Here is a 21534-nt window from a genome sequence, read left to right on the forward strand (position 1 = left end):
GAAATAATGAGTTAACTTTTATGTTTTTTTAAAGTTAATTGAGATCTTTCTATTTTATTATTTCCATTTTTAAACATAACTTAAGAATTTATATTTATGCTATTTTCATCGCTATTTGTACGTCCGTCTAACTGGAAAAAAATTGGCTTAATCAGCGTTCTATTTTCAGGGCTAACAGCATTTCTCACACCTTTAACAGTGAATGCTGCGGGTACTTCCAAACCAATTTATACCGTTAATGGTAAATTTAATCGCAATACAGTTGCTGATTTAGCGCGCGCGCTAGCCAAAAAGCCCTATAAGAAACCAGATCTTACGTTGCCGACCAGCTTGCAAGATCTAACCTACGACCAGTATCGAGATATTCGCTTTAACCCAGCGGCTTCTATCTGGGCAAACGAAGACGTTCCATTTCAAATGCAGCTTTTTCATCGCGGCCTTTATTTTAAAGAAACAGTTGAAATTGCAATTGTACAAGATGGTGTCTCTAAGCATCTCAGTTATGATTCAACGATGTTTACAACGGGTCAAGTTATGCAAAAGCCACTGCCGACGACGGATATCGGATTTGCTGGCTTTCGAATTCATAATCCCTTAAATACGCCTGATTACTTCGATGAAATGGCAGTTTTTCAGGGAGGAAGTTATTTACGTTCATTAGGAAAAAATCAATCCTATGGACTTTCTTCTCGAGGATTAGCGCTAAAAACGGCGGATCCTGAAGGAGAAGAATTTCCTTCTTTTCGTGCATTCTGGATTGAAAAGCCTTATATAGATAGCAGCTCAATCGTTGTTTATGCTTTATTAGATAGTCCGAGCACCACAGGTTCTTACCGCTTTACACTTCGTCCAGGTGATAATACGGTAATTGATGTTGAAGCCACACTGTTCCCTCGTGTTGATTTGGATAAAGTCGGCTTAGCAACAGGAACGAGTATGTTCATGTTCTCTTCCTATGATAGAGACAAAGTGGATGACTTCCGTCCACGTGTTCACGATTCCGATGGTTTATTAATACATAATGGTCGAGGTGAACGACTCTGGCGCCCTTTACGTAACCCAGCAAATCTACAGATTAGTGCTTTCGTGGATAATGGCCCGTTAGGATTTGGTTTATTGCAACGTAATCGTGATTTTAATAATTATCAGGATTTGGAAGCGCAATATGAACGTCGACCAAGTTTATGGGTTGAGCCAGTGGGTAATTGGGATCGCGGCTCGGTGGTATTGGTTGAGATTCCCACCGAATCAGAAATTCACGATAATATTGTCGCCTATTGGTCCCCTGCAGACACTATTCCAGCAGGTTCTGAATACCAATATTCCTATCGATTACTTTGGGGAAATGCACCTGCCGTTGCTAAAGGTGAAGCGATTGTTGATGCGACGCGTAGTGGCCGAGCAAGCATTAATGGTCCGACGCCAAAACGCTTATTCGTTATTGATTACCGCTTTCCAAATCCATTAACAAATATTGTCAAACAAAAACCGACTGTTACGATTAAAAATTCAGCGGGTGAAATTCACAATATTGTGGTAAACGAGAATAAACAAAACGGGGGATATCGCGTGACCTTCGAACTCGATCCACTGGACCAAAAATTGATTGAACTGCGCATGGATCTGACTTTTACCGATGGTCGAAAAGCTGAAAGCTGGATGTACCAGTGGACAGAGTAAATCCTAATAGCGAGCCCGACGCACAAAAATCATCAACGATTGAATCGGGTATGCCACCAGAACACCAGGGTGATATGCCCCCACAATCGTTGAAACAATTTAACAGTAAGTCAGTCCGTCGCCCCATTAACCAGAAAGGCTGCCAATCGCAATCATGGCGTCGCTGGTTAGTACTTGGACCTGCATTATTACTGTCTATTTTTGGCATTAATGAAATGTGGAGTGTATTTGCTATTGGGGAAATGACCTTTATCGAATACATCATAATTGTACTTTTTGGTCTAACTTTTAGCTGGATTACCATTGCATTTTGCGGTTCTATTGTAGGTTTCTTTTTAGTTATTGCTCAACGTCGTTCGCCACCATCACGATTAGATACCAAACTCGTCGGCCAAACAGCGGTATTAATGCCGACTTACAATGAAGAACCGGATCGCATTTTTGCGTCTATTGAAGTCATGGCAGCCGCGATTGCAGAAAGTGGTGAAAATAAAGCATTTGATTGGTTTATTATTAGTGACACAACCGATCCCGACATCGCCTTAAAGGAAGAAACGGGTTTCCATACATTACGTAAACGCATTGGTAAAACGACGAATGTTTATTATCGTCGTCGTCATAAAAACACAGCAAGAAAAGCAGGCAATGTGGCTGATTTTTGTCAGCGTTGGGGCAAGGACTACGATCATTTACTCGTCTTAGATGCCGATAGTTTAATGGAAGCCGATACCATGTTGGAATTGGCTCGACGCATGGAAGCCGATCCTGATTCAGGCCTTATTCAGACCATACCTCAACTCATTAATGGCACAACATTAATGGCTCGATTGCAACAATTTGCAACCAGTGTCTATGGCCCTGTTGTCGGAACCGGGTTAGCATGGTGGACACATAAAGAAGGTAATTTCTGGGGACATAATGCAATTATTCGTACTGAAGCGTTTATGTCTTCTGCCGGACTTCCCAACCTAAAGGGAGCGCCTCCTTTTGGTGGCCATATTCTCAGCCATGATTTTGTCGAAGCCGCACTAATACGTCGCGCAGGTTGGAGTATTATTATTGCGTCAGATTTACATGGTTCCTATGAAGAATGCCCTCCTTCTATAATTGACCTTGCCGTGAGAGACCGTCGTTGGTGCCAAGGTAATTTACAACATAGCCGTATAGTAACCGCAAAAGGTTTACATTGGGTGAGTCGTTCACACCTACTGACCGGCATTATGTCTTATTTGTCATCGCCATTATGGTTTATGTTAATCATGTCTGGTTTAGTACTTTCATTACAAGCGCAGTTTATTCGCCCTGAGTATTTTACCGATGAATTTTCATTATTTCCTTCTTGGCCAAGAATGGATGCGTTACGTGCACTTGAATTATTCATTTTTACCATGATAATTTTATTCACCCCTAAAGTGCTCGGCTTCCTCTCGTATATCGCGAATAAAAAACTACGAAAAAGTTCCGGCGGGTTTTTCCGGTTAATTATTAGCTTTATTTTTGAAGTGATACTTTCAGCACTCATTGCACCGGTAATGATGCTAATTCATAGCGGTGCCGTTATGTCTATTCTTTTAGGTCATGACTCTGGCTGGAGTCCACAACGACGAGATGATGGTAGCTTACCGTTAAAATCATTAATTTACAGACATCGTTGGCATATGACAGTGGGTGTATTTTTACTAACAGCGGCATATTTTAACTCACTAGCTTTACTTGCATGGTTATCACCCGCCATTGCCGGCATGCTATTTTCAGTACCATTATCGATGCTAACTAGCGCTTGGGGAATTGGAGAGCGAGTGAAGAAATGGAAAATTTTATCAACACAAAATGAAACCGAGCGTCCTGCAATTCGTCAAGCAATGGATGAAATGAAAGTGACTTATGAAAAAGCTATCGACGATGCACCGAACTTAGCAGAGATGGCTAGCAATCCTAAATGGCACGCTATCCACTTAGCATTAATTGATCGTATAACATCACGCCCACGAGGAAAAGTAAATGCAGTTGAAGCGACCGCTGCGATGAAAATACGCGAAGCAATAAATGTCAATGAAGCGGTGGAATTTTTAAATAAGCCTGAACAATCCGTTGTGCTTTCTACTCCGGCACTATTTAATGCACTCGCTAGTTTGCCTAATAATAAAAATAATACCGACTGTATTAAAGATGTGTTCTAAATTTTACGTAAGAAAATAGATCCGCTAATTGTTACGATTGATATAACATTGTATGTTTATCAATCACGGTACAATAATTACCACATTAATGAATGGAAGTTATTATTTAATGACGCTATTAATGATTAACCAAATCGTTTTTGTTATGAAATAGCGACAAATATAAAGTTAAAAAAATATTTTACTTTAAAATCAAAATATTAACGTGTAATCAAATCGCGACACTTATATACCCGTTACCAATCAAGATGCGTTTATCAGTCGCTAGCTCGGATACCAAGGCAAGGCGTAACATGATGACCTTTCGAGCGATTAACTGCGTTAATCCTCTATCGGTAGATGTAAAAACAAGACTTTACATCTTTAATGGCTAGTCCTTATCGAATGTTATAACGCAGTATTGCCATGGTTTATAAGAAACGAGCTAGTGACCCGCAGGGCAAGACGAGAGGCAAACATCTTCGTTGTTATAAAGTTTCGATTTAACCCGTTAGATCTTCACCTTTATGACTAGAGTCTGCTCACCTCTCGTCTTGCTGATTTCTGCATCTTGAATGGTAACGGGTATATCTTTTAATAATACAAATAACAGACTCGAACCTTTTATTATTTAAACATATTAATAAAAGGTTCGAGATATTCTTATTTGTACCGGGCTAAAGCAATTTAATTAAATATGCGATCTAAATTTTGCGTAGAAAAATAGATCAGCTAATTATTACGATTGGTATTATTATAATTGGTGTAATCAAAAGCAACTACCGGTTAACGTCCAAGAAGCATCATCACCAGGGACACTATTTGTATACCAATTTGCACTGTAAACATTACCATTATATTGCATTGCATCATCTGCGTTATTATGTGTATAAGGCCCTTCGGCATAGTCTTGTCTCACCCAATCCGGATAAGTATTAATATCACTACAGTCTATGCTGGTACTACTTGAATCATCACTGTCGACGGTATCAAAGGTATCAGAACTATCGGCCGTAGTATCACTATCTGTGGTATCGTCACTATCCGTTGTATCGTCACTGTCAACAGAATCTGTATCACTATCACTTGTATCCTCATTGTCAGTTGAATCCTCAACACTATCGGTACTGCTATCCCAATTTTGAACAATCTCTTGAACAACTTCACCAGAGTCTGTCAATGAATACCAGTCTCCGTCAACGGTAAATAAAGAAGCACCTTCATCTTTATCATTTATCGCCCAATTTGCATGACTAATATTGTTCTCTTTTAAAAATGTCATCCATTCTGCTGTTTCTTCGGTGTCTACATCACCATCTCCACTAGAATTAACGGTTCCCCATTCGGTGACAAATAAAGCAATACCATTATCTAACGCCGTTTGTGCTTTATCACGATAACTTTGCCCATGTGTGCCTGCATAAAAATGAAGTGTATAAGCAATATTAACACCATCAATAGGATCTTCTGACGCCGTGTCGACATCTTGCGACCAAGTCGGTGTGCCAACCACTATCAAATTATCAGGGTCAATATCACGAATAACATCGATAACCGTTTCTGCATAGGGTTTAATAACATCAGACCAAGAAATGCTTAACGGTTCATTATAAATTTCATAAATAACATTATCGTAGTCACCGTATTTAGTTGCAACGGTTTCGAAAAATGCAATGGCAGTATCTTGATCGGTATCTGCACTGTGGCTATGAAAATCAATAATGACATACATATCTTCTGCAATCGCAGCATCAACAACTGTATATAAGCGCTCCATATTGCCATCCCAATCGTAATTTAAGCTGCCACTCAAATCACTGCCATGACCAATGGCTGCGCGGATTATGGTTGCACCAAACTCTAATTTCGCACTGTTTACATCATCGGCAGTATAAAAGTCTTCACCGCCTCACCCTGTATTACTCCAAAACAAACTCAAACCAGCAAAACTGGTACTTTCACCACCTGCTAAAATCTGATTTCCACTCACAGTTAATGGTTCAACCGCTGCATTGGCAGCCATTGCTGTACCAAGAAATAATGCAACAGATAAGGCGCTTTTCTTAAATAATCCTTTTTTGCTTTGGTTTGAAAAATAACGCATTGTGCTCTCCTTTAATTTAAAAATTTGGGGTAATGCCAACTGAATAAATTGCAATCAGACCGCATATTCTCAGTTAGCAGTAGCACTCAGCAATTTGCATGCCTATCATTTGATTAGTAATTTATTTATTTTATATGTTAAATCAATTAACCTACTTTAATTAGCGGCATCAATGCCATTATCTTTCCATTAATAATTTAATTACCTATACAAAGACATCTATTTTTGTTTTATGTGATAAAATATTTTTAAGTTAATTTCAGAAAAAGTATTTCCTTTCTAATTACCTATACACCATGGTATTGACAGAGATTAAAAAATAATAAGGATATTTTATGACCCTACAATTTCTATCACTTTCTAAACAACAAGTGAAATATTTCCTATCAAAATCAATCTTATTAAGTTTTTTAATCCTATGGCTATTTTCACCTAGCCAATCTGTCTTCGCGGAAACAATAAAACAAGAGAGTAATTTACAAGTTGTCGGAAGAGGCCCTGTGGTTCCGATGTCAGACCACCAATCGATCCCAATAAGTACCACCAATGTAAAATGGATTGATGTCGATATTCTAAAATCGAATGATCCGACTGGATTATTATCGGATTACTATTTCAATCAAAACCTTGATAGATGGGATTTAGGAAATTTAAGTCAGTCATTTACGTCTGTATTTCTTGATCGTTTTACGATCAATCATTACCAAGAAAATAAACAAATTGCTTCACGTATAAAACTTCCCTCCGACCTACAACCCGGGTGGTACATCGTTGTGTTAAAACCCGCTGGAAATTACCAAGGTTCAAAACAACAAATACGTCATATATTACTCACTGATATTACAATGCAGGCAAAGGTTTACCAGAATAGTATTCATATTCGTGCAGCAAATTTACACGATGGAAAAGTGTTAACTCATGGCGTAGCAAAACTCTATCGAGCTGGTAGGTTAGTTGAAACTCAACGTTTAGATAACGTCGGCCAAGCAACCTTTACCACCATGCCAAAATCACAGGATGAGAGTATCGAGAATGATGTTATTTACCTCGAATCTGACCAACAAATCTCTTATTTAGCATTGAAAGAAATACCTTTAGATTTATCCGAGTTTTCCATTGGTGGTCAACAGCATCAGAATACCAATGCTTTTGTATACAGTAATCGCGATTTAGTGCGCCCCGGCGAAACACTTCCCGTGCAAATATTACTCGCAGATGGTGATGGTAAAAGCCTACCGTCACAACCATTAAGTATTCGATTGGTAAATTCTAAAAATGCAGTCGTCTTTAATAAACGTATTCAACCTGAACATGCAGGTTCTTACCAACAAGATATTAAAACCCAAGTGTCCTGGCCTGTTGGCCGCTATACCCTTGAAATCAGAACCAATCCTAATTCACAGCATATTATTGAACATTTCCGTTTTCAAATTGAAGAATTTACACCCGAAAGAATGGATCTAATAACAACACCAACAACTGAAAACCCCATTGCTGGTGAAAATCTCGTTTATCAATTAACCGGTAAATATCTATTTGGTACGCCAGCAAACGGCAATACCCTGAAAACCGACGTTAGTTATCAAACAACACAACATTTTCCAGGTAAATATAATCAATATTTTGTTGGTCAACGCTTTGCACTATCGGAAAGCTATAAAGAATTAGCCGAAATGCAACTCGGCGAAGAGGGTACGGGTAAAATTAATATACCAACGCCCGCTAATGAAGATCTGAAGTCCCCTGTTTCGATCAATACTAACTTTAGTTTGTTAGAAAGTAGTGGCGCAGCAGTACAACGACAACAGCGACAAATAATCTGGCGTGGAAAGCCAGTACCAGCCTTACTTCCCTATGTATCGACATTTACCTACGCATCACAAGCAATATTTGATATTGCGTTACTGAACGCCAACGGAGACGATACAACTAAAGGGGAAATAGAAATTACCTTTGAACATGATCAAGGACGATTCTATTGGGTGTATGAAGAAGGAGACGGTTGGACAAGACACGAACAAGCGCGTTGGAAAACCATAGAGACGAAATTAATTGACGTCAACGATATCAGCCAAGTTCAATTTCCCGTCGATTGGGGAGATTATCGAATTACCCTAAAAGATACCGAAACCAATATCAAAACACAGTATGAATTTTATGCAGGTTGGTATGAAGGCAATCAACAAATCAAAGCAAAACCCGATCAAATTGCGATTAATTTAGATAAGCCACATTATAAAAATGGCGACACTATCAATGCAAATATTGAAGTACCCGCTGATGGCGATATCACTATTTCTGTCGAAAGTGATCAACAGCTTTGGAGTAATACATTTTCAATCAAAAAAGGACAACAAACAATCACGATTCCCGTTGATAAAGAGTGGAATCGCCATGATCTCTATATTACATCTCTTCTCACTAGCCAAATAAACGGCCAACCTAAACGTTACTTTGGTATCACGCCCTTAACGCTTGATCGAGAAGATCGAAAACTAGCTTTACGTGTCGAATTACCGGAAAATTTGCGCCCATTAACTAAGGTATCAATTCCTGTTCATGTAGACCAAGCTGCTAGTGATCAAGACACTTGGGTGACATTATCAATGGTAGATAAAGGCATTATTAATTTAAGCCGCTTTAAACCAAAGAATCCCTTTGACTTTTTCTATAGCCAAAGACGTTATCAAGCCGACGTTATCGATCTTTATTCTCGTTTATATGACCTACGCCCCGATCCCTTTGCCACATCACGATTTGGGAGCGATCTCGTTAAACAAACAGCCAATAAAAATAATGATTTAGCTGAAATAAAAACCATTACATGGATGTCAAAAGCAGTTAAAGTCGTAGATGGTATCGCCAATTTTACCGTTGCCATTCCAGATTATAACGGTGAGGCTCAAGTCATCGCCACAGCCTTTAATAAGCAACAATATGGTCAACAGGTATTAGATAAAGTGATTGCTGATACCACCATTGTTGAACTTGGCTCACCTAAATTTTTTGCCCCAGGCGATGAAAGTTCAGTCGCCGTTGATATTACAAATAAAAGCGAAAGTAGCCAAATTTATACGCTATCGCTTTCCGCTAGTAATGCCTCTATTAAATTCATGGGTGACACAAGGATGACATTCAATCTTGCGGAAAATGAACACGTTAGTTACCGCTTTCCCTTGCAAGTAGCCGGCAAATTCAATCATCTCAATAACACTTTTACACTGCATATTAATAATGATGAGTCGACTACTGAGAAAATAGCACTACAGCGCGAATGGCAAATTCCTATTCGTCCGGTTGTCCCTATCATTTCACATAAAAAAGAGGTGTCTCTTTCCCCTAATGAAACGTACACAGTCAGCCCTAAATTATGGAATGAACTCTATTGGATGGCAGATAACCCAGGCTATTTAATCGCGTCTTATTCTCCTCTTATTGATGTGAATGCCCAAGTAAATAGCTTGTTTAATTATCCCTATGGTTGTAGTGAACAAGTCACCAGCACAGCTTCACCCTTTTTATACCAATCTCCATTAGTTGAAATTGCAAAACAAAAGGAACTGACTAGAAAAAATCACACAACCGTTGACGCATTAGATGTTGCAGTACAGAAATTAGCACAACGTCAATTAGAAAGTGGTGGCTTTAGTCTGTGGGATGGCGGAAAAAATGAAGAGTATTGGGTCACTATTTATGCTACCGAATTTTTGCTTAATGTACAAAAGTCAGCACCAACATTAATATCTGATGCACTCATTGATAATGCACTTGAACGTGTTACCGAATATGTTCGGTCGCCCAATATTATCGAAGATCAAACCAATTACAAAGGTGAAAGCCAAGCGATTCTTGCTTACGCTGCTTTCCTAGCATCATCAAATGGTAAATTAACCTGGTCTGAAGTAGATAATATCAACTCCCATACAACGCCATGGCCTTCAAAATTAGCAAAACTACAAATGGCGGTGAGTTATGCGAATGTCGGTTCAGCAGAAGACAGTAATAAACTGTTAAATTCACTCCCCCAACAAACGCGTTATACCCACTACCTTGGCGATTATGGTTCCGAGTTAAGAGATAATGCAATAGCCGTGACGCTGCTTAATAATTTGATTGAAGTAAAAGCCTTTTCTTCACAAGCCCAGCGTTTAAAAGCCGAGGCGTTACACAATGTTAGAAATGAGCTTGCTAACGCGAGTTGGTTAAGCACACAGGAAAACAATGCGGTTGTGCAAGCCGGATTAATTGCCTATGCCGACAACCAAGAACAAGTCTCCCTACAATCAAATAACAAAACTATTAGCAAAAAAGGAATGATTAGCTTAACGGCCACACCGCAACAAACCATCACCAATACCAATGATAAAAACTTACTCCTTGATATTTTAACCCAAGGCTATCCCGATGATATTTCCAAGGTAAAATCAACCATTGCGGCATCGGTAAGTCGAAAAGAAATATTTTATGCCGACGGTCGCAAATATCAAGGTGGGCCATTAAACATGGGAGAACGTTTAGTGGTCAGAATTAAAGTACAATCAGAACAAACAATTTCCGATGCGTTGTTAGTTGATTTAATACCGGCAGGGTTTAGCTTAGAAAACCCCAATCTAAATCAAGGGCCTGATATTCATTCCCTACTTCCTAAATCATTTACCATCAGTGAGAGTGAGCATGTAGAATATCGTTCAGATCGATTTGTGGTATCAACGCAGTTATCAGAACAAAACTCGGTACAATACGCTTATATTCTTAGGGCCGAAGCACCTGGGAAATATCATGTGCCCGCAGCACAACTTGAGTCGATGTATCGCCCGGAATTACGTTTAATTATGATACCGAATATCGGAAAAATCACAGTGCAAGAGCCGAACAATACATCGTCAAATATCACTAACGCAGCGACTAAAAACAATATAACAAACGCTCAATCCACCAAAACTCAAAGTGAAGACAACCCAACACATCTATTGAATCAACTCGAAGTCAAACTGCAGAGTCTTTTTAATTAATGGCGTTATTTGCTTCACACTATAAAAAGATTGGTATCGTTATTCTGCCAATCTTTTTCTTTTTTATCCTAACAGTGCTTTACCCCTTACCGGATCCCTATCAACAAGGGGTTGCCACCGTCGTATTAGATAACCAAGGTAATTTATTACGCCGTTTCCCTAATAAAGCAGGCATTTATCGCGAGCAGATACATCTCGATCAAGTCTCACCTTTTTATATCAAAGCACTGCTCAATTATGAAGATAAGTGGTTCTACTATCACCCCGGTATCAATCCTTTTTCAATCCTGCGTGCGGGTTTTCAATGGATCACCAATGGGCATATTATCTCTGGCGGTTCAACCATTACAATGCAAGTATCACGTTTAATTAAACCGCATCACCGTACCATTGCCGGTAAATTTAAGCAGGTATTTTATGCATTACAATTAGAACTGACCTACACCAAGGATGAAATTTTAACCCTCTATCTCAACCTAGCGCCCTTTGGTGGCAATATTGAAGGGATCAAAGCCGCTGCAAATAAATACTTTAATAAAGATCCAGATCAACTCAATAAAAGTGAAGCAGCATTGCTGGTCGTACTTCCACAACGCCCTTCTCTTTATCGCCCAGACAAAGCTCCTGAATTAGCGAAAGCTATGCGTAATAAAGTCTTAAATAGATCTTTTCAAGCCGATCTTATCGCTAAAAAAGACTGGTTAAAAATGCGACAAGATCCATTGCATACCATTCAACATAGTGCAACATTGTTAGCCCCGCTAATGAGTCGAAACCTACAGAAAACGCATCCAAATCAAGCGATTATCAATACAACAATTGATGGGGATTTACAACGCCATGTACAGAAAATATTTGCCCACAAGACACAAAACTTACCCAATAAAACCTCAATAGCCGCTTTGGTATTGCGTAATACCGATGCCGCTGTACTCGCTTATCGTGGTTCGGTTAATTTTGAAAATAGTAATCGATTTGCTTATATTGATATGGTTAACGCAATTCGTTCACCCGGCTCAACTCTAAAACCGATTATTTATGGTTTAGCCATCGAGCAAGGTATTATTGACAGTGAAAGCTTGCTAAGCGATATTCCAACCTCCTTTAATGGCTATAAACCTAAAAATTTAAGTGGTATCTTTCACGGTCCAGTCAGTGCAAGTCAGGCATTAAAATTGTCGTTAAATGTACCTGCGGTGCAATTAATGAATAAGATAACCCCTGCACTTTTCGTTAATCGACTCGCCAAAACGCCCGTTGATTTTAAATACAAATACGCCAATTTATCGATAGCACTTGGTGGCGTCGGCACTAATCTTTGGTCACTTGCGACTTTATATCGCAGCTTTGCAACGGGCGGAGAAGTTCGAACACCTTATATCCAACTTAATAAGGCAGCACAAGATACTTCGAGATCACATTCAACGTTATTAAGTCCCGAAGCCAGTTGGATTATATTTCAGACATTAAGCAGTATTAGCGCGCCCGATAGAATCGTGCCAAGTTCAAGAAGAAACATCGCCTGGAAAACTGGAACAAGTTATGGATACCGTGACTTTTGGTCAATCGGCGTCAGTCCAGATTATACCGTCGCTGTCTGGGTTGGACGTCCAGATTCAACCCCCGTCGTTGGCTACCTAGGCGCCACGCAAGCATCTCCCATTATGTTCGATATTTTCGATCAATTACCGAGAGATAAACACACATTAAAGCAACCTGTTCGCGTGAAGCAAACGAGTATTTGTTGGCCTGGCGGACTGCACACAAATTTAACTCCCGCCGACCAATGTAAAACAACAAAATCTGCCTACACCATTGATGGAATAACGCCGCCAAGTATGGACAGTGATGGTCATTTCATGACCGTCAATCAACAACCGACACAATTAGCGATTTGGATGCAAAAGAATAAAAAATATTTTACCAAACGATCAAATACGCCAATTAAAATTACTAACCTAAAAAATGGGCAGCATTACTTTAAAGAATCAATTGATCAACTCGATTTACTATCAAACAAAAACAATAAAGATGTCACTTGGTATATCAACGATAACTTAGCACCCTATAAAAAACTTAATTTAAAGTCCCTAAATGGGATAACCAAGGTGACCGCTTGTTTAGCGCAACAATGCGATACTGTCACGCTCTATGTCCATTAGATATGAATACTGCGGGGCATTGCTGTAAACTGGTTATTTTAAGTTATGTCGAATTTTAATATCGTTGATGGAAACAAGTATGTCCAATGAAACATCAAAAATAGCTTCTATCAGATTAAATAACTTTCTTCATCGAATTGAATCCAAGGCCGCCATAATGGCAATGGCGAATGAACACGCTTGTACCTTAAAACGCATTCGTCGGTCAAGAAATTGGGCTTTAACAGGCAATCACTCTCAACTTGTCAATATCAGCGATACATTACGCCAGGAAAACATATTATGGATTGCAGAAGCAATTGATAAAAGCCTCCCCAAACCAACTTTCAATTTAACATTAATAGTCAAAACGACCCCAGCAATAACAGTCAATCAATTAATGTCTAAGACAGGTTGCTCATTAGTTGAAGCACGATCGGCAATTGATACAGCAGAGGGGTTTATTTAAGCATAAGGCCAAATACGTTATTCAATATTATTCCATTCGAAACGAAAAAAGCATCACTACAATTTAAAATCATCTTAATAATCACTTCATTTTCCACATGGAAATAAGAAAATATAAAGCATAAAAAATGGATGAAATAACATCTAAATTATTTAATTCATTGAGAGTTTCCATCTAACTTACTGTATAAATTACAATAAATTATTGTCGATTTATTTTACAACTTATTTAAAACATTTTTCAAATAAGTTGTAACTTCCTTCTACTAAAGAAGTTTTAACACTGGCTTAAAAATTGCTTAAATTAAAATGTTAAACTAAAGTTAACTAAAAGTAGCAATATTTACATTATAATAAAAAGGAAAATCTAATGGCGTTAAAACACTGGCTTACAACAATTTCACTCGCAGCCGTTATGCCTATGGCAATGTCAACCGTATTAACATTTGATGAATTTACCAATGGAACGCGTATCGATAACGAATACCTTAATGATTATGGTGTTTCCATTAATGGATACAATGTCGATGAAGGAGCCAGTAATTTAGCTGTTATTTTTGATACGACTCTAAGTAACACTCGAGATCCTGATTTAGAAGGACCGTTTATAAATATTAACAATCCTAGCCTTGGAAGTTCTAATCCAAATAATGTATTAATTATTCACGAAAATCCAAATACATGCTCTACTGATATTTGTTCGTCACCTGATGATGAAGGATCTCGTCCATCGGGGTTCTTTACCATTGATTTTAGTGACCCAATAACACTTAACAGCATAGATTTTTTCGATATAGAATCATCAGAAGCAACGTCAAAAAATGAAATAAACCTTTACGATATCTTTGGTGATAAAATTGATAATAGTTTTTATACACCGGGAACAGGCGGAAATAATACGTGGGATAGTTTATATTTCGATACGATGGATGTTTCTTCTATCGAAATTAACTTTAATGGTTCGGGTGCAATCGATAACATAGACTTTACAGTTCAAGTACCAGCACCAAGTACTATTTTAGTACTGACCTTAGGCATAATTGGTTTTGGTGCAGCACGACGTAAACGATAAATTTTATTTAGAATAAACATTTGATTAGACAGCGCTATTGTACCAATCGTAATAATTAACAGATCTATTTTACAGGTTAAAATTTGGATCGAATTTTTAATACAATTGGTATGCTTACATCAATATTAGCGCTTCTTTCATTACAGAATAAAAACATTTCAATAATAAAATCTACCCTATCTTACCTTCAATATTGCTCATCATCTTTCACAACCCTTTGTCGTGTCATACACAATGCTAAAAGTCTATTTAACCTCTCCGATATATGCTGAATATAGCGTTTACCATCGTCTATAAAATCAATTGAATCTCCTACCACAACATCACAATTAAAAGGAACAAGTAATGCCTCACCTTTCGGTAATGCCCTACCTAACCCATGCATCATAACGGGAACGACTTTCACGGACGGTCTGGTTTTGATAAGGTGATGAATACCGCGCTTTAATACACTTAATTGCTCGGGTTCACCGCGCGAGCCTTCTGGAAATAATATTAAAATATCACCGTTATCCAACGCACGATGGCATGCAGAAAACAAACTATTTTTATCACTGATTTTCCCACGTCTGATCGGAATAATACCAATGATATTCAAAGAGAACCAAGCCACAAATTTATTTGTTAAAAAATAATCGGCTGCTGCAACGGGTCTGATTTTATGAATTTGACCAAGCGGATACAAACTCATTAACACTAGAGTATCCAAGTGACTATTATGATTAGCAACTAAAATAGCCGGTCCGGATTTAGGCAATTTATCTTTAAAAAAAACATTTAAACCTAACGCAAAAAAAACGATAGGTTTGACGATAAATGCAAAAAACAACACCTTTAACACGCGAACCATTATCAATCCTTAATAATGTAAGTAATGCAAAAAATGAAAAAATAGTGGCGCAGTGTAAATTAAACTATCAATTCGATCTAAGAGTCCACCGTGTCCGGGGATCAATGTTCCACTATCTTTTATCGCTAAATCGCGTTTTACCGAAGAAATAACAACATCTCCCACAAAACCACTAATCGCGATTAATGTCCCCGCCATTAACCCTTCCATCCATGTTAATGGTGTTAAATAAGGAGCAACAAAACCTGAAATAACGGTTACCGTTGCAACACCACCGATAAATCCTTCCCACGTTTTATTCGGGCTCACTTTAGGAATGATCTTATGTTTTCCAAGCATTTTCCCCCAAATATACTGGCACACATCATTAAATTGAGTAATGAAAATCAGAAAAATAACTAAGCCCATTCCACCAGCTTGCGGATTTTTTACAGGTAATTGTAATAAATAAGCGATATGGCTAACACATAATACAGACAACATTACTCCCCAATGTATCGTTCCCAATGAGCGAATAAAGCCTTTTGTTTCACCAATAAAGACAGCTCTCATCGGTAAAAACAGAAAAACATAAACGGGAATAAATACTAGAAACATGCCATACCATTCACTGGCAACCCAATAATATTGAACAGGAATAGCTAAATAAGCCCAGAACAAAACTCGTCTATCTGCTTGGCGAGTAGGAACGATTGAAAAAAACTCTTTTAATGCTAAAAAACTTAATACCGCAAAAAAGATGATCGACACGGTTTTCGACACAATCAAAATGCTAAATAAAATACCAATCATCCACCACCATGATTGAATACGTTGTCTTAATTCAGTTAAATCTTTATCGGGGGATTTCATTCGTAATAAAAAACGAACACTACTGGCAATAATCAATAAAACCAACACAGCATACATTGCATATTGTGCATGTAACGGAACATTAACAAACATAATTTTTTCCTAATAATGCATTTTTTAAATAACGATAAAGTGCTTAATGGGTTTGATTGGCTAAGTAATCACAGTACAAATTAATATTAATACGCATATATTGAGACTGAACAAAACGCGGCCTGACGCGAGTGAAGTAGTTAATTATCTCATCATTTTTTTTGCCATTAAAAATCATCCAAGCCCAAATAACCAATATCGAACGCGATAAACCTAATGCACAATGGACATAAACGCCATCACGTTTATTTGCTTCTATTTGAAGTACAACTTGATGTAAAGCAACAGGATCTTGCATCGTTTGGTCAAGAAAATTAACACGTTGCTGAACGACTGCAGACTGATTAAACTGCAATTCACTCGCGAGATTAATCACATGCTTAAGACCAAGTTCACTAATTTTTGAATATTCTTCCACACTAGGCTGGCGTCCGAAATATAATTGATCATCGACCTTTGCAAAGAGTGGCAATGAACGTTTATACATTCCCCATGACAATTTGCAGCCTAAAAAATAGGGGGCAAAAAGCACCCTGTTCAATTTATTAACCTGGCCACTTTTGGACAATAAAAAATCATTCAGCCCAAATGCATAAATAATACTGACGCTCAGCACACTGATAAATGGGTAGATAAAAACAAAGTGAAGCTTAAAACTTAATACCATTAAAATAATGCTGGCTAAAAGAAAGTACAGTGCCATTTTTAAATGTCGCGGGGTCATAAATCGGTTTAATAAATAGGTATTGCGCTTTTCTCCAAACAACACAACAGCAAACAACCCTACTGCTAATCCCGTAGGAAGATCGATAAAATGATGCTGATAAACAAATAGCGTTGAGGTAATAATTAATATTAACCAAATGCCAAGGAAAAACGTTAACGCCTTATTTTTGATGGCTGATTTCATGCTAAACCAAAAAACAATAGAAAAACTCACATGTAAAGACGGTAATTGATTAAATGGTTTATCGGCTTCCAGTAATGTAAACAAGAAGGTAAAGCTCTCTACAGGTGGTTTTACAAATGAAAATTGCAAGGGAAAAATAACAAAAACGAACACTGACAGCAGAACAATAAACAAAACCCGTACTGCCAATACTCTCAATGCAAATCGTGATTGTGGTAATAAAAAAGCAATCACAAAGACAATATCGGATGACATATAGGGCACAATAAAAGCAGGTATAAATGGAATGTGCTTTTCCCAATCGCCAAACAATGATAAATGCGGCGCAGTCGCATTAGCAAATTCATTTGCTGCGCCATAAAGTAAGAAAAACAAACCACCTAAATACAGCACCCAAACAACACGCTCTTTCAATGATGCAGGCGATTGCATGGCACTATAAAACGGCTTAACCTCACTCAATATCATAAGTAATCACAGGGCTTGAATTTGCATTAAATACAGCGGAAGAAACGGTAAAAATCCCCCAATTATCGATTTGCATTGAATCTTTGATAAAACCAAATGAAGCGAATAATCGGTCGAGTTCATACTGACTACGTCTTCTCATGATCCATTTACTGTCTTGATGATTACCCAATACATTTGCAATTTGAACAAGCTGCGGATGCCAAGGTTGTCCTGTATATATCAGATAACCTTGATCTTCAATAATCGAAGCAACACCGGTAATCGCATGACTAATTAAGGCATTATCGGGAAATAACTCAAAGACCCCTGAAATAATAACAATATTAGGTATAAAGTCTTTATTGGCATAACTGCTTGGATCAAATGCATCACTTTGGATATAAGTGATGTTGGTTAATCCTTTTTGTTCAGCGAGTTTTATTCCCTGCTCTACATTTTGACGCTGATAATCACGCACTTGAATCGTTACATCTCTATGGTCATCGGCAATTTCAATTAAATATCGAGCAGGTCCGCCAGCAATGTCTAAAATGTTAACTTCTTTACCCTGGGATTGTAATTCAATTATTTTTTGTTTAATCGCGATGATCGCATGTCTTTTACGTTGGCGGATCCCCTTCCAACCGATGCTATTTAAGTAACCTTTATCGATGAATCGACCAACGGCAGAAATACCTTTCGGTTTGTTTTTATAAACATGATCTAACGTAACACCAGAATCAAATCCATACTGAAGACCAATTTCCATACCTCGACTAACAAAACCAACATATTTCATTGCATTTCGTTGCAGTGCAAAATTCATCTTTGATAATAAAGGCAGGGAACCGTAACTGATTTTATCGCATTCTTGTTGGGTAATAGTAATTAGCTTTTCACTCTTATCTACCAATTCAAAAGCAAAGGCTTGTTCAATAAAGTTAGCAATTTCATCAATCGCGAGTTGTGCATGTTCTTCATATAACACACCATGAAAGAAATTTTCTAATAGAACAAAACGCTTTAATGGAGAAGATAAGTTTGCGTAAAAATCCCCTTGGATACTTGAATCCACTACATAATCTTTATCTGCTGATAACACCAATGTCGGCACAACAATCATAGCGGCATCGTCTACAATACGCTTGCCAGTGTCTAATAAAGTCGTTAATTGACTGGCAGGAATATTAGGGGTAATTTTCTCATCGGTATCGTATTTTAATTGTTCTGATTTATCATGGGTCAGAAATTTAGATTTAACATAAGAGGTGATATTAAGCGTTGGTTTAAATTGAAGTGCGAGCTTTAAACAAGGCGTCGCGAATGGTACGTAAAGTTTAATTTTAAATGCAGGCGCAACTAACGCCATGCCTTTAATATTAGGCGCATAATCGTGTACCCAAGTTGAGGCAACAACACCAGCAACAGAATTCGCAATCAGAAACAGATCCTCTTGCTGTTTTGCTTCCCTATCGCAAATAAACGCAACAAACGCATTTAAATCACGTACTAAATTCATAAACTCAAAGGTAGCTTCAACCTCACTATAACCATGGCCACGGTTATCAAATGAATAGATAATATAATCTTTAAAAGCCGCATTTTCCGCAATAACCTGTAAACGTTCAGAGTGCTCGTGACCCCGATGTAACAGCAACAAAACCTTGCCGTTATTGTCATTATTTTTCCAACAACGGAAAAATAATTGTTGATCATCAAATGTGGTAAAAGTGCCCGTTTCCATACGCATAAAAATCCCTAAAAAAATAGTTCGTTATTGAATACCATTATTCATCCGTTTATAAAGTGTGATTAAGCCTAAAATACTCGCCACACTTAAATAAATCGTCACCATATACGTAGGTAACCAATCAAAACTTAAAAGAATAGCCAAAAGCCCCATCACAAACGCTCGGTCACTTTTCCCCATAGGCCCATCATATCGACGGTCATTGTTAATCGCGAGCGCAACAACCCCAGCCATTTCCGTAAAAATACCGATAATGACAAATAGAATTAATAAACTCGGAGTAACACCCATAACCAGTGCGAATGGCATATATAATAATGTATCTGCGATAACGTCTGTCATTTCATTCAGCATGGCGCCTTTCATGCTCTTCATATTATGTTCACGCGCTAACATACCATCAATGGCATTTAAGGCCATACGAAGAAATAGCACAAAGGGCAATGTTAATAATGCCCAACTCGCACCATTAGAAAGATAAACAAGCAAACCACATAAAAACGATAAAACCAGTGCAGACCAAGTTACTTGATTCGCAGTGATCCCTTTATTTGCAAGAAAAACAGTACAGGGGCGGAGAAGTCCTTGGAACTTGGGCTTCAAGTCATAAATTGTAATCATATAAATTCCATTTTATTCAATGATATTCCGTGAACAAAACGATTTACATCGATTCCACGGACTCAGAAAAGTGACCTTAACACGTTATAAAACCTTTGAATATAGTTGCTTATTCTGAGTATAAGAAACAGTGAGATAACTGTCATTTACTGACTCAGGCTTCAAAATTATATAAAGCTAAATATCAACACATAAGCCAATATCTAGGAATTTCCATAAAATCGACATAGTATGATGAAGATTAATTGCCCCTATATTTCAACTTAGTAGTAACATAGACCGAGTAGCAATCTGATCTGATCTGATAGATAAAATCACCTAGATTCAAATAACAGGGAATAAGAAAATAATGAATAACAGCAATAATCATTATGCTAGGGACTTAATATGTATGAAATAACCCTTATCATACTAACGGCACTCATTCTTGGTGTGACCATCGCCCCCTTATATCCTTCCAACCATTGGCTAGCCAGAATTTGGGAATTTCCAAGAGTCCAAATATCAGCCATAAGTCTATGTTTAGTTGCCGCCAGTTTCTTTATTTCCAAAACTTATATTCAACTGACCTTAATCATTATCAATGCACTTGCTTCACTCTATCAACTGATATGGATATTCCCTTACACTAAATTATATCCCATACAAGTTGCCAAAAGCACAACGGACAGCAACAACATCCCCATCAAAATAATGACCAGTAATGTGCTTATGCCAAATCATACTGCGACCAAGTTACTTGCACTCGTTAATCAGCATCAACCCGATGTATTAATTACATTAGAAACTGATAATTGGTGGGAAACCGCATTACGCCCTGTTCATATCGACTACCCATATCGTGTTAATCAAGCACTAGATAACTTATATGGCATGCACCTTTATAGCAAATACCCCCTAGCGGAAATAGAAGTACTAAACTTAATTGAGGAAGATATTCCTTCAATTCATTGTTATCTACAATTAACCGATAAGATTAAAATAAAATGCCATTTTCTCCATCCTGCACCACCAAGTCCAACGGAAAATGCCACATCAACACCAAGAGATAAAGAGCTTTTACTAATAGCGAAAAAAGTGGCAACAAAAACCGAACCGACAATCGTGACTGGCGATTTAAATGATGTTGCCTGGTCCCCTACAACCCGTGCTTTTCGACAAATAAGTGGTTTAAAAGACCCGAGAATCGGCAGAGGTATGTTTAATACCTTTCATGCTGATTATTTCTTTTTACGCTGGCCGTTAGATCATATTTTTCACAGTGAGCATTTTGAATTAAATAAAATACAGAGACTTCCGTCAATTAACTCAGATCACTTCCCGCTCTTAAGTGAACTTGTTTATATAACCAATAAATAACTCGCTTACAATG

General features: G+C 37.8%; 14 protein-coding genes and 1 pseudogene. 7 read left to right on the forward strand and 8 right to left on the reverse strand.

What is annotated here, in order from left to right; genetic code table 11:
- The first annotated feature begins 96 nt into the window (after positions 1 to 96).
- Both ACR30L_RS11390 and mdoH read left to right on the forward strand, forming a co-directional pair.
- Positions 97 to 1680: a glucan biosynthesis protein gene (locus tag ACR30L_RS11390; protein ID WP_435234374.1), complete on the forward strand. Its 1584-nt coding sequence runs from the start codon at positions 97 to 99 to the stop codon at positions 1678 to 1680.
- Positions 1668 to 3860: a glucans biosynthesis glucosyltransferase MdoH gene (gene mdoH / locus ACR30L_RS11395; RefSeq protein ID WP_435234375.1), complete on the forward strand. Its 2193-nt coding sequence runs from the start codon at positions 1668 to 1670 to the stop codon at positions 3858 to 3860. Before ACR30L_RS11390 ends, mdoH begins: the two co-directional genes overlap by 13 nt.
- A 748-nt stretch (positions 3861 to 4608) precedes the next feature.
- Here the strand turns inward: mdoH and ACR30L_RS11400 are convergent.
- The 3 genes and pseudogenes from ACR30L_RS11400 to ACR30L_RS11410 all read right to left on the reverse strand — a co-directional run bounded on the left by ACR30L_RS11400 (position 4609) and on the right by ACR30L_RS11410 (position 5943).
- Positions 4609 to 5019, reverse strand: a complete 411-nt coding sequence (locus tag ACR30L_RS11400) for a cellulose-binding domain-containing protein (protein ID WP_435237901.1) — start codon at positions 5017 to 5019, stop codon at positions 4609 to 4611.
- 57 nt (positions 5020 to 5076) lie between these two features.
- Positions 5077 to 5718: pseudogene (locus tag ACR30L_RS11405) on the reverse strand (glycoside hydrolase family 5 protein); the annotation flags it as partial.
- A 30-nt stretch (positions 5719 to 5748) separates the two neighbouring features.
- On the reverse strand, positions 5749 to 5943 hold the full coding sequence (locus ACR30L_RS11410; RefSeq protein ID WP_435234376.1) for a hypothetical protein: 195 nt from the start codon (positions 5941 to 5943) through the stop codon (positions 5749 to 5751).
- Between the two features lie 335 nt (positions 5944 to 6278).
- On the opposite strand from ACR30L_RS11410, the gene ACR30L_RS11415 reads away from it, so the two are divergent.
- From ACR30L_RS11415 to ACR30L_RS11430, 4 genes are all read left to right on the forward strand, one after another.
- Positions 6279 to 10955 (forward strand): alpha-2-macroglobulin family protein, encoded by a 4677-nt coding sequence (locus tag ACR30L_RS11415; protein ID WP_435234377.1) that lies wholly within the window; start codon positions 6279 to 6281, stop codon positions 10953 to 10955.
- Entirely contained in the window at positions 10955 to 13117 is a 2163-nt protein-coding gene (gene pbpC, locus ACR30L_RS11420) for a penicillin-binding protein 1C (RefSeq protein ID WP_435234378.1), read from the forward strand. Before ACR30L_RS11415 ends, pbpC begins: the two co-directional genes overlap by 1 nt.
- Before the next feature lie 79 nt (positions 13118 to 13196).
- Positions 13197 to 13565: a ribosome recycling factor family protein gene (locus ACR30L_RS11425; RefSeq protein WP_435234379.1), complete on the forward strand. Its 369-nt coding sequence runs from the start codon at positions 13197 to 13199 to the stop codon at positions 13563 to 13565.
- A 369-nt stretch (positions 13566 to 13934) separates the two neighbouring features.
- On the forward strand, positions 13935 to 14636 hold the full coding sequence (locus ACR30L_RS11430) for a PEP-CTERM sorting domain-containing protein (RefSeq protein WP_435234380.1): 702 nt from the start codon (positions 13935 to 13937) through the stop codon (positions 14634 to 14636).
- 187 nt (positions 14637 to 14823) lie between these two features.
- On the opposite strand, the gene ACR30L_RS11435 is transcribed toward ACR30L_RS11430, so the two are convergent.
- Genes ACR30L_RS11435 through ACR30L_RS11455 form a run of 5 tightly spaced genes read right to left on the reverse strand, consistent with a single transcriptional unit; the run spans position 14824 to position 20162 of the window.
- Positions 14824 to 15486, reverse strand: a complete 663-nt coding sequence (locus tag ACR30L_RS11435; RefSeq protein WP_435234381.1) for a lysophospholipid acyltransferase family protein — start codon at positions 15484 to 15486, stop codon at positions 14824 to 14826.
- 9 nt (positions 15487 to 15495) lie between these two features.
- Entirely contained in the window at positions 15496 to 16431 is a 936-nt protein-coding gene (locus tag ACR30L_RS11440) for a phosphatidate cytidylyltransferase (protein ID WP_435234382.1), read from the reverse strand.
- 43 nt (positions 16432 to 16474) lie between these two features.
- A complete protein-coding gene (locus ACR30L_RS11445; protein ID WP_435234383.1) occupies positions 16475 to 17809 on the reverse strand; it encodes a dual specificity protein phosphatase family protein in 1335 nt (444 codons plus the stop codon).
- Positions 17796 to 19541, reverse strand: a complete 1746-nt coding sequence (locus tag ACR30L_RS11450) for a bifunctional alpha/beta hydrolase/class I SAM-dependent methyltransferase (RefSeq protein ID WP_435234384.1) — start codon at positions 19539 to 19541, stop codon at positions 17796 to 17798. Before ACR30L_RS11450 ends, ACR30L_RS11445 begins: the two co-directional genes overlap by 14 nt.
- Before the next feature lie 24 nt (positions 19542 to 19565).
- Positions 19566 to 20162 carry a CDP-alcohol phosphatidyltransferase family protein gene (locus ACR30L_RS11455; RefSeq protein WP_435234385.1) on the reverse strand — a complete coding sequence of 199 codons (597 nt, stop codon included), beginning with the start codon at positions 20160 to 20162 and terminating at the stop codon, positions 19566 to 19568.
- A 387-nt stretch (positions 20163 to 20549) separates the two neighbouring features.
- Between ACR30L_RS11455 and ACR30L_RS11460 the strand changes: the two genes are divergently transcribed.
- On the forward strand, positions 20550 to 21521 hold the full coding sequence (locus tag ACR30L_RS11460; RefSeq protein ID WP_435234386.1) for an endonuclease/exonuclease/phosphatase family protein: 972 nt from the start codon (positions 20550 to 20552) through the stop codon (positions 21519 to 21521).
- Positions 21522 to 21534: the final 13 nt, after the last annotated feature.

The sequence above is a fragment of the Psychromonas saccharinae genome, assembly GCF_051201515.1.
Taxonomy (GTDB): domain Bacteria; phylum Pseudomonadota; class Gammaproteobacteria; order Enterobacterales; family Psychromonadaceae; genus Psychromonas.

What these genes read in the sequence shown, in the direction of transcription:
- ACR30L_RS11390 (WP_435234374.1), top strand. Translation starts at nt 97, where the DNA reads ATGCTATTTTCATCGCTATTTGTACGTCCGTCTAACTGGAAAAAAATT.
- ACR30L_RS11410 (WP_435234376.1), bottom strand. Translation starts at nt 5,943, where the DNA reads ATGCGTTATTTTTCAAACCAAAGCAAAAAAGGATTATTTAAGAAAAGC.
- ACR30L_RS11415 (WP_435234377.1), top strand. Translation starts at nt 6,279, where the DNA reads ATGACCCTACAATTTCTATCACTTTCTAAACAACAAGTGAAATATTTC.
- pbpC (WP_435234378.1), top strand. Translation starts at nt 10,955, where the DNA reads ATGGCGTTATTTGCTTCACACTATAAAAAGATTGGTATCGTTATTCTG.
- ACR30L_RS11425 (WP_435234379.1), top strand. Translation starts at nt 13,197, where the DNA reads ATGTCCAATGAAACATCAAAAATAGCTTCTATCAGATTAAATAACTTT.
- ACR30L_RS11430 (WP_435234380.1), top strand. Translation starts at nt 13,935, where the DNA reads ATGGCGTTAAAACACTGGCTTACAACAATTTCACTCGCAGCCGTTATG.
- ACR30L_RS11435 (WP_435234381.1), bottom strand. Translation starts at nt 15,486, where the DNA reads ATGGTTCGCGTGTTAAAGGTGTTGTTTTTTGCATTTATCGTCAAACCT.
- ACR30L_RS11440 (WP_435234382.1), bottom strand. Translation starts at nt 16,431, where the DNA reads ATGTTTGTTAATGTTCCGTTACATGCACAATATGCAATGTATGCTGTG.
- ACR30L_RS11445 (WP_435234383.1), bottom strand. Translation starts at nt 17,809, where the DNA reads ATGATATTGAGTGAGGTTAAGCCGTTTTATAGTGCCATGCAATCGCCT.
- ACR30L_RS11450 (WP_435234384.1), bottom strand. Translation starts at nt 19,541, where the DNA reads ATGCGTATGGAAACGGGCACTTTTACCACATTTGATGATCAACAATTA.
- ACR30L_RS11455 (WP_435234385.1), bottom strand. Translation starts at nt 20,162, where the DNA reads ATGATTACAATTTATGACTTGAAGCCCAAGTTCCAAGGACTTCTCCGC.
- ACR30L_RS11460 (WP_435234386.1), top strand. Translation starts at nt 20,550, where the DNA reads ATGTATGAAATAACCCTTATCATACTAACGGCACTCATTCTTGGTGTG.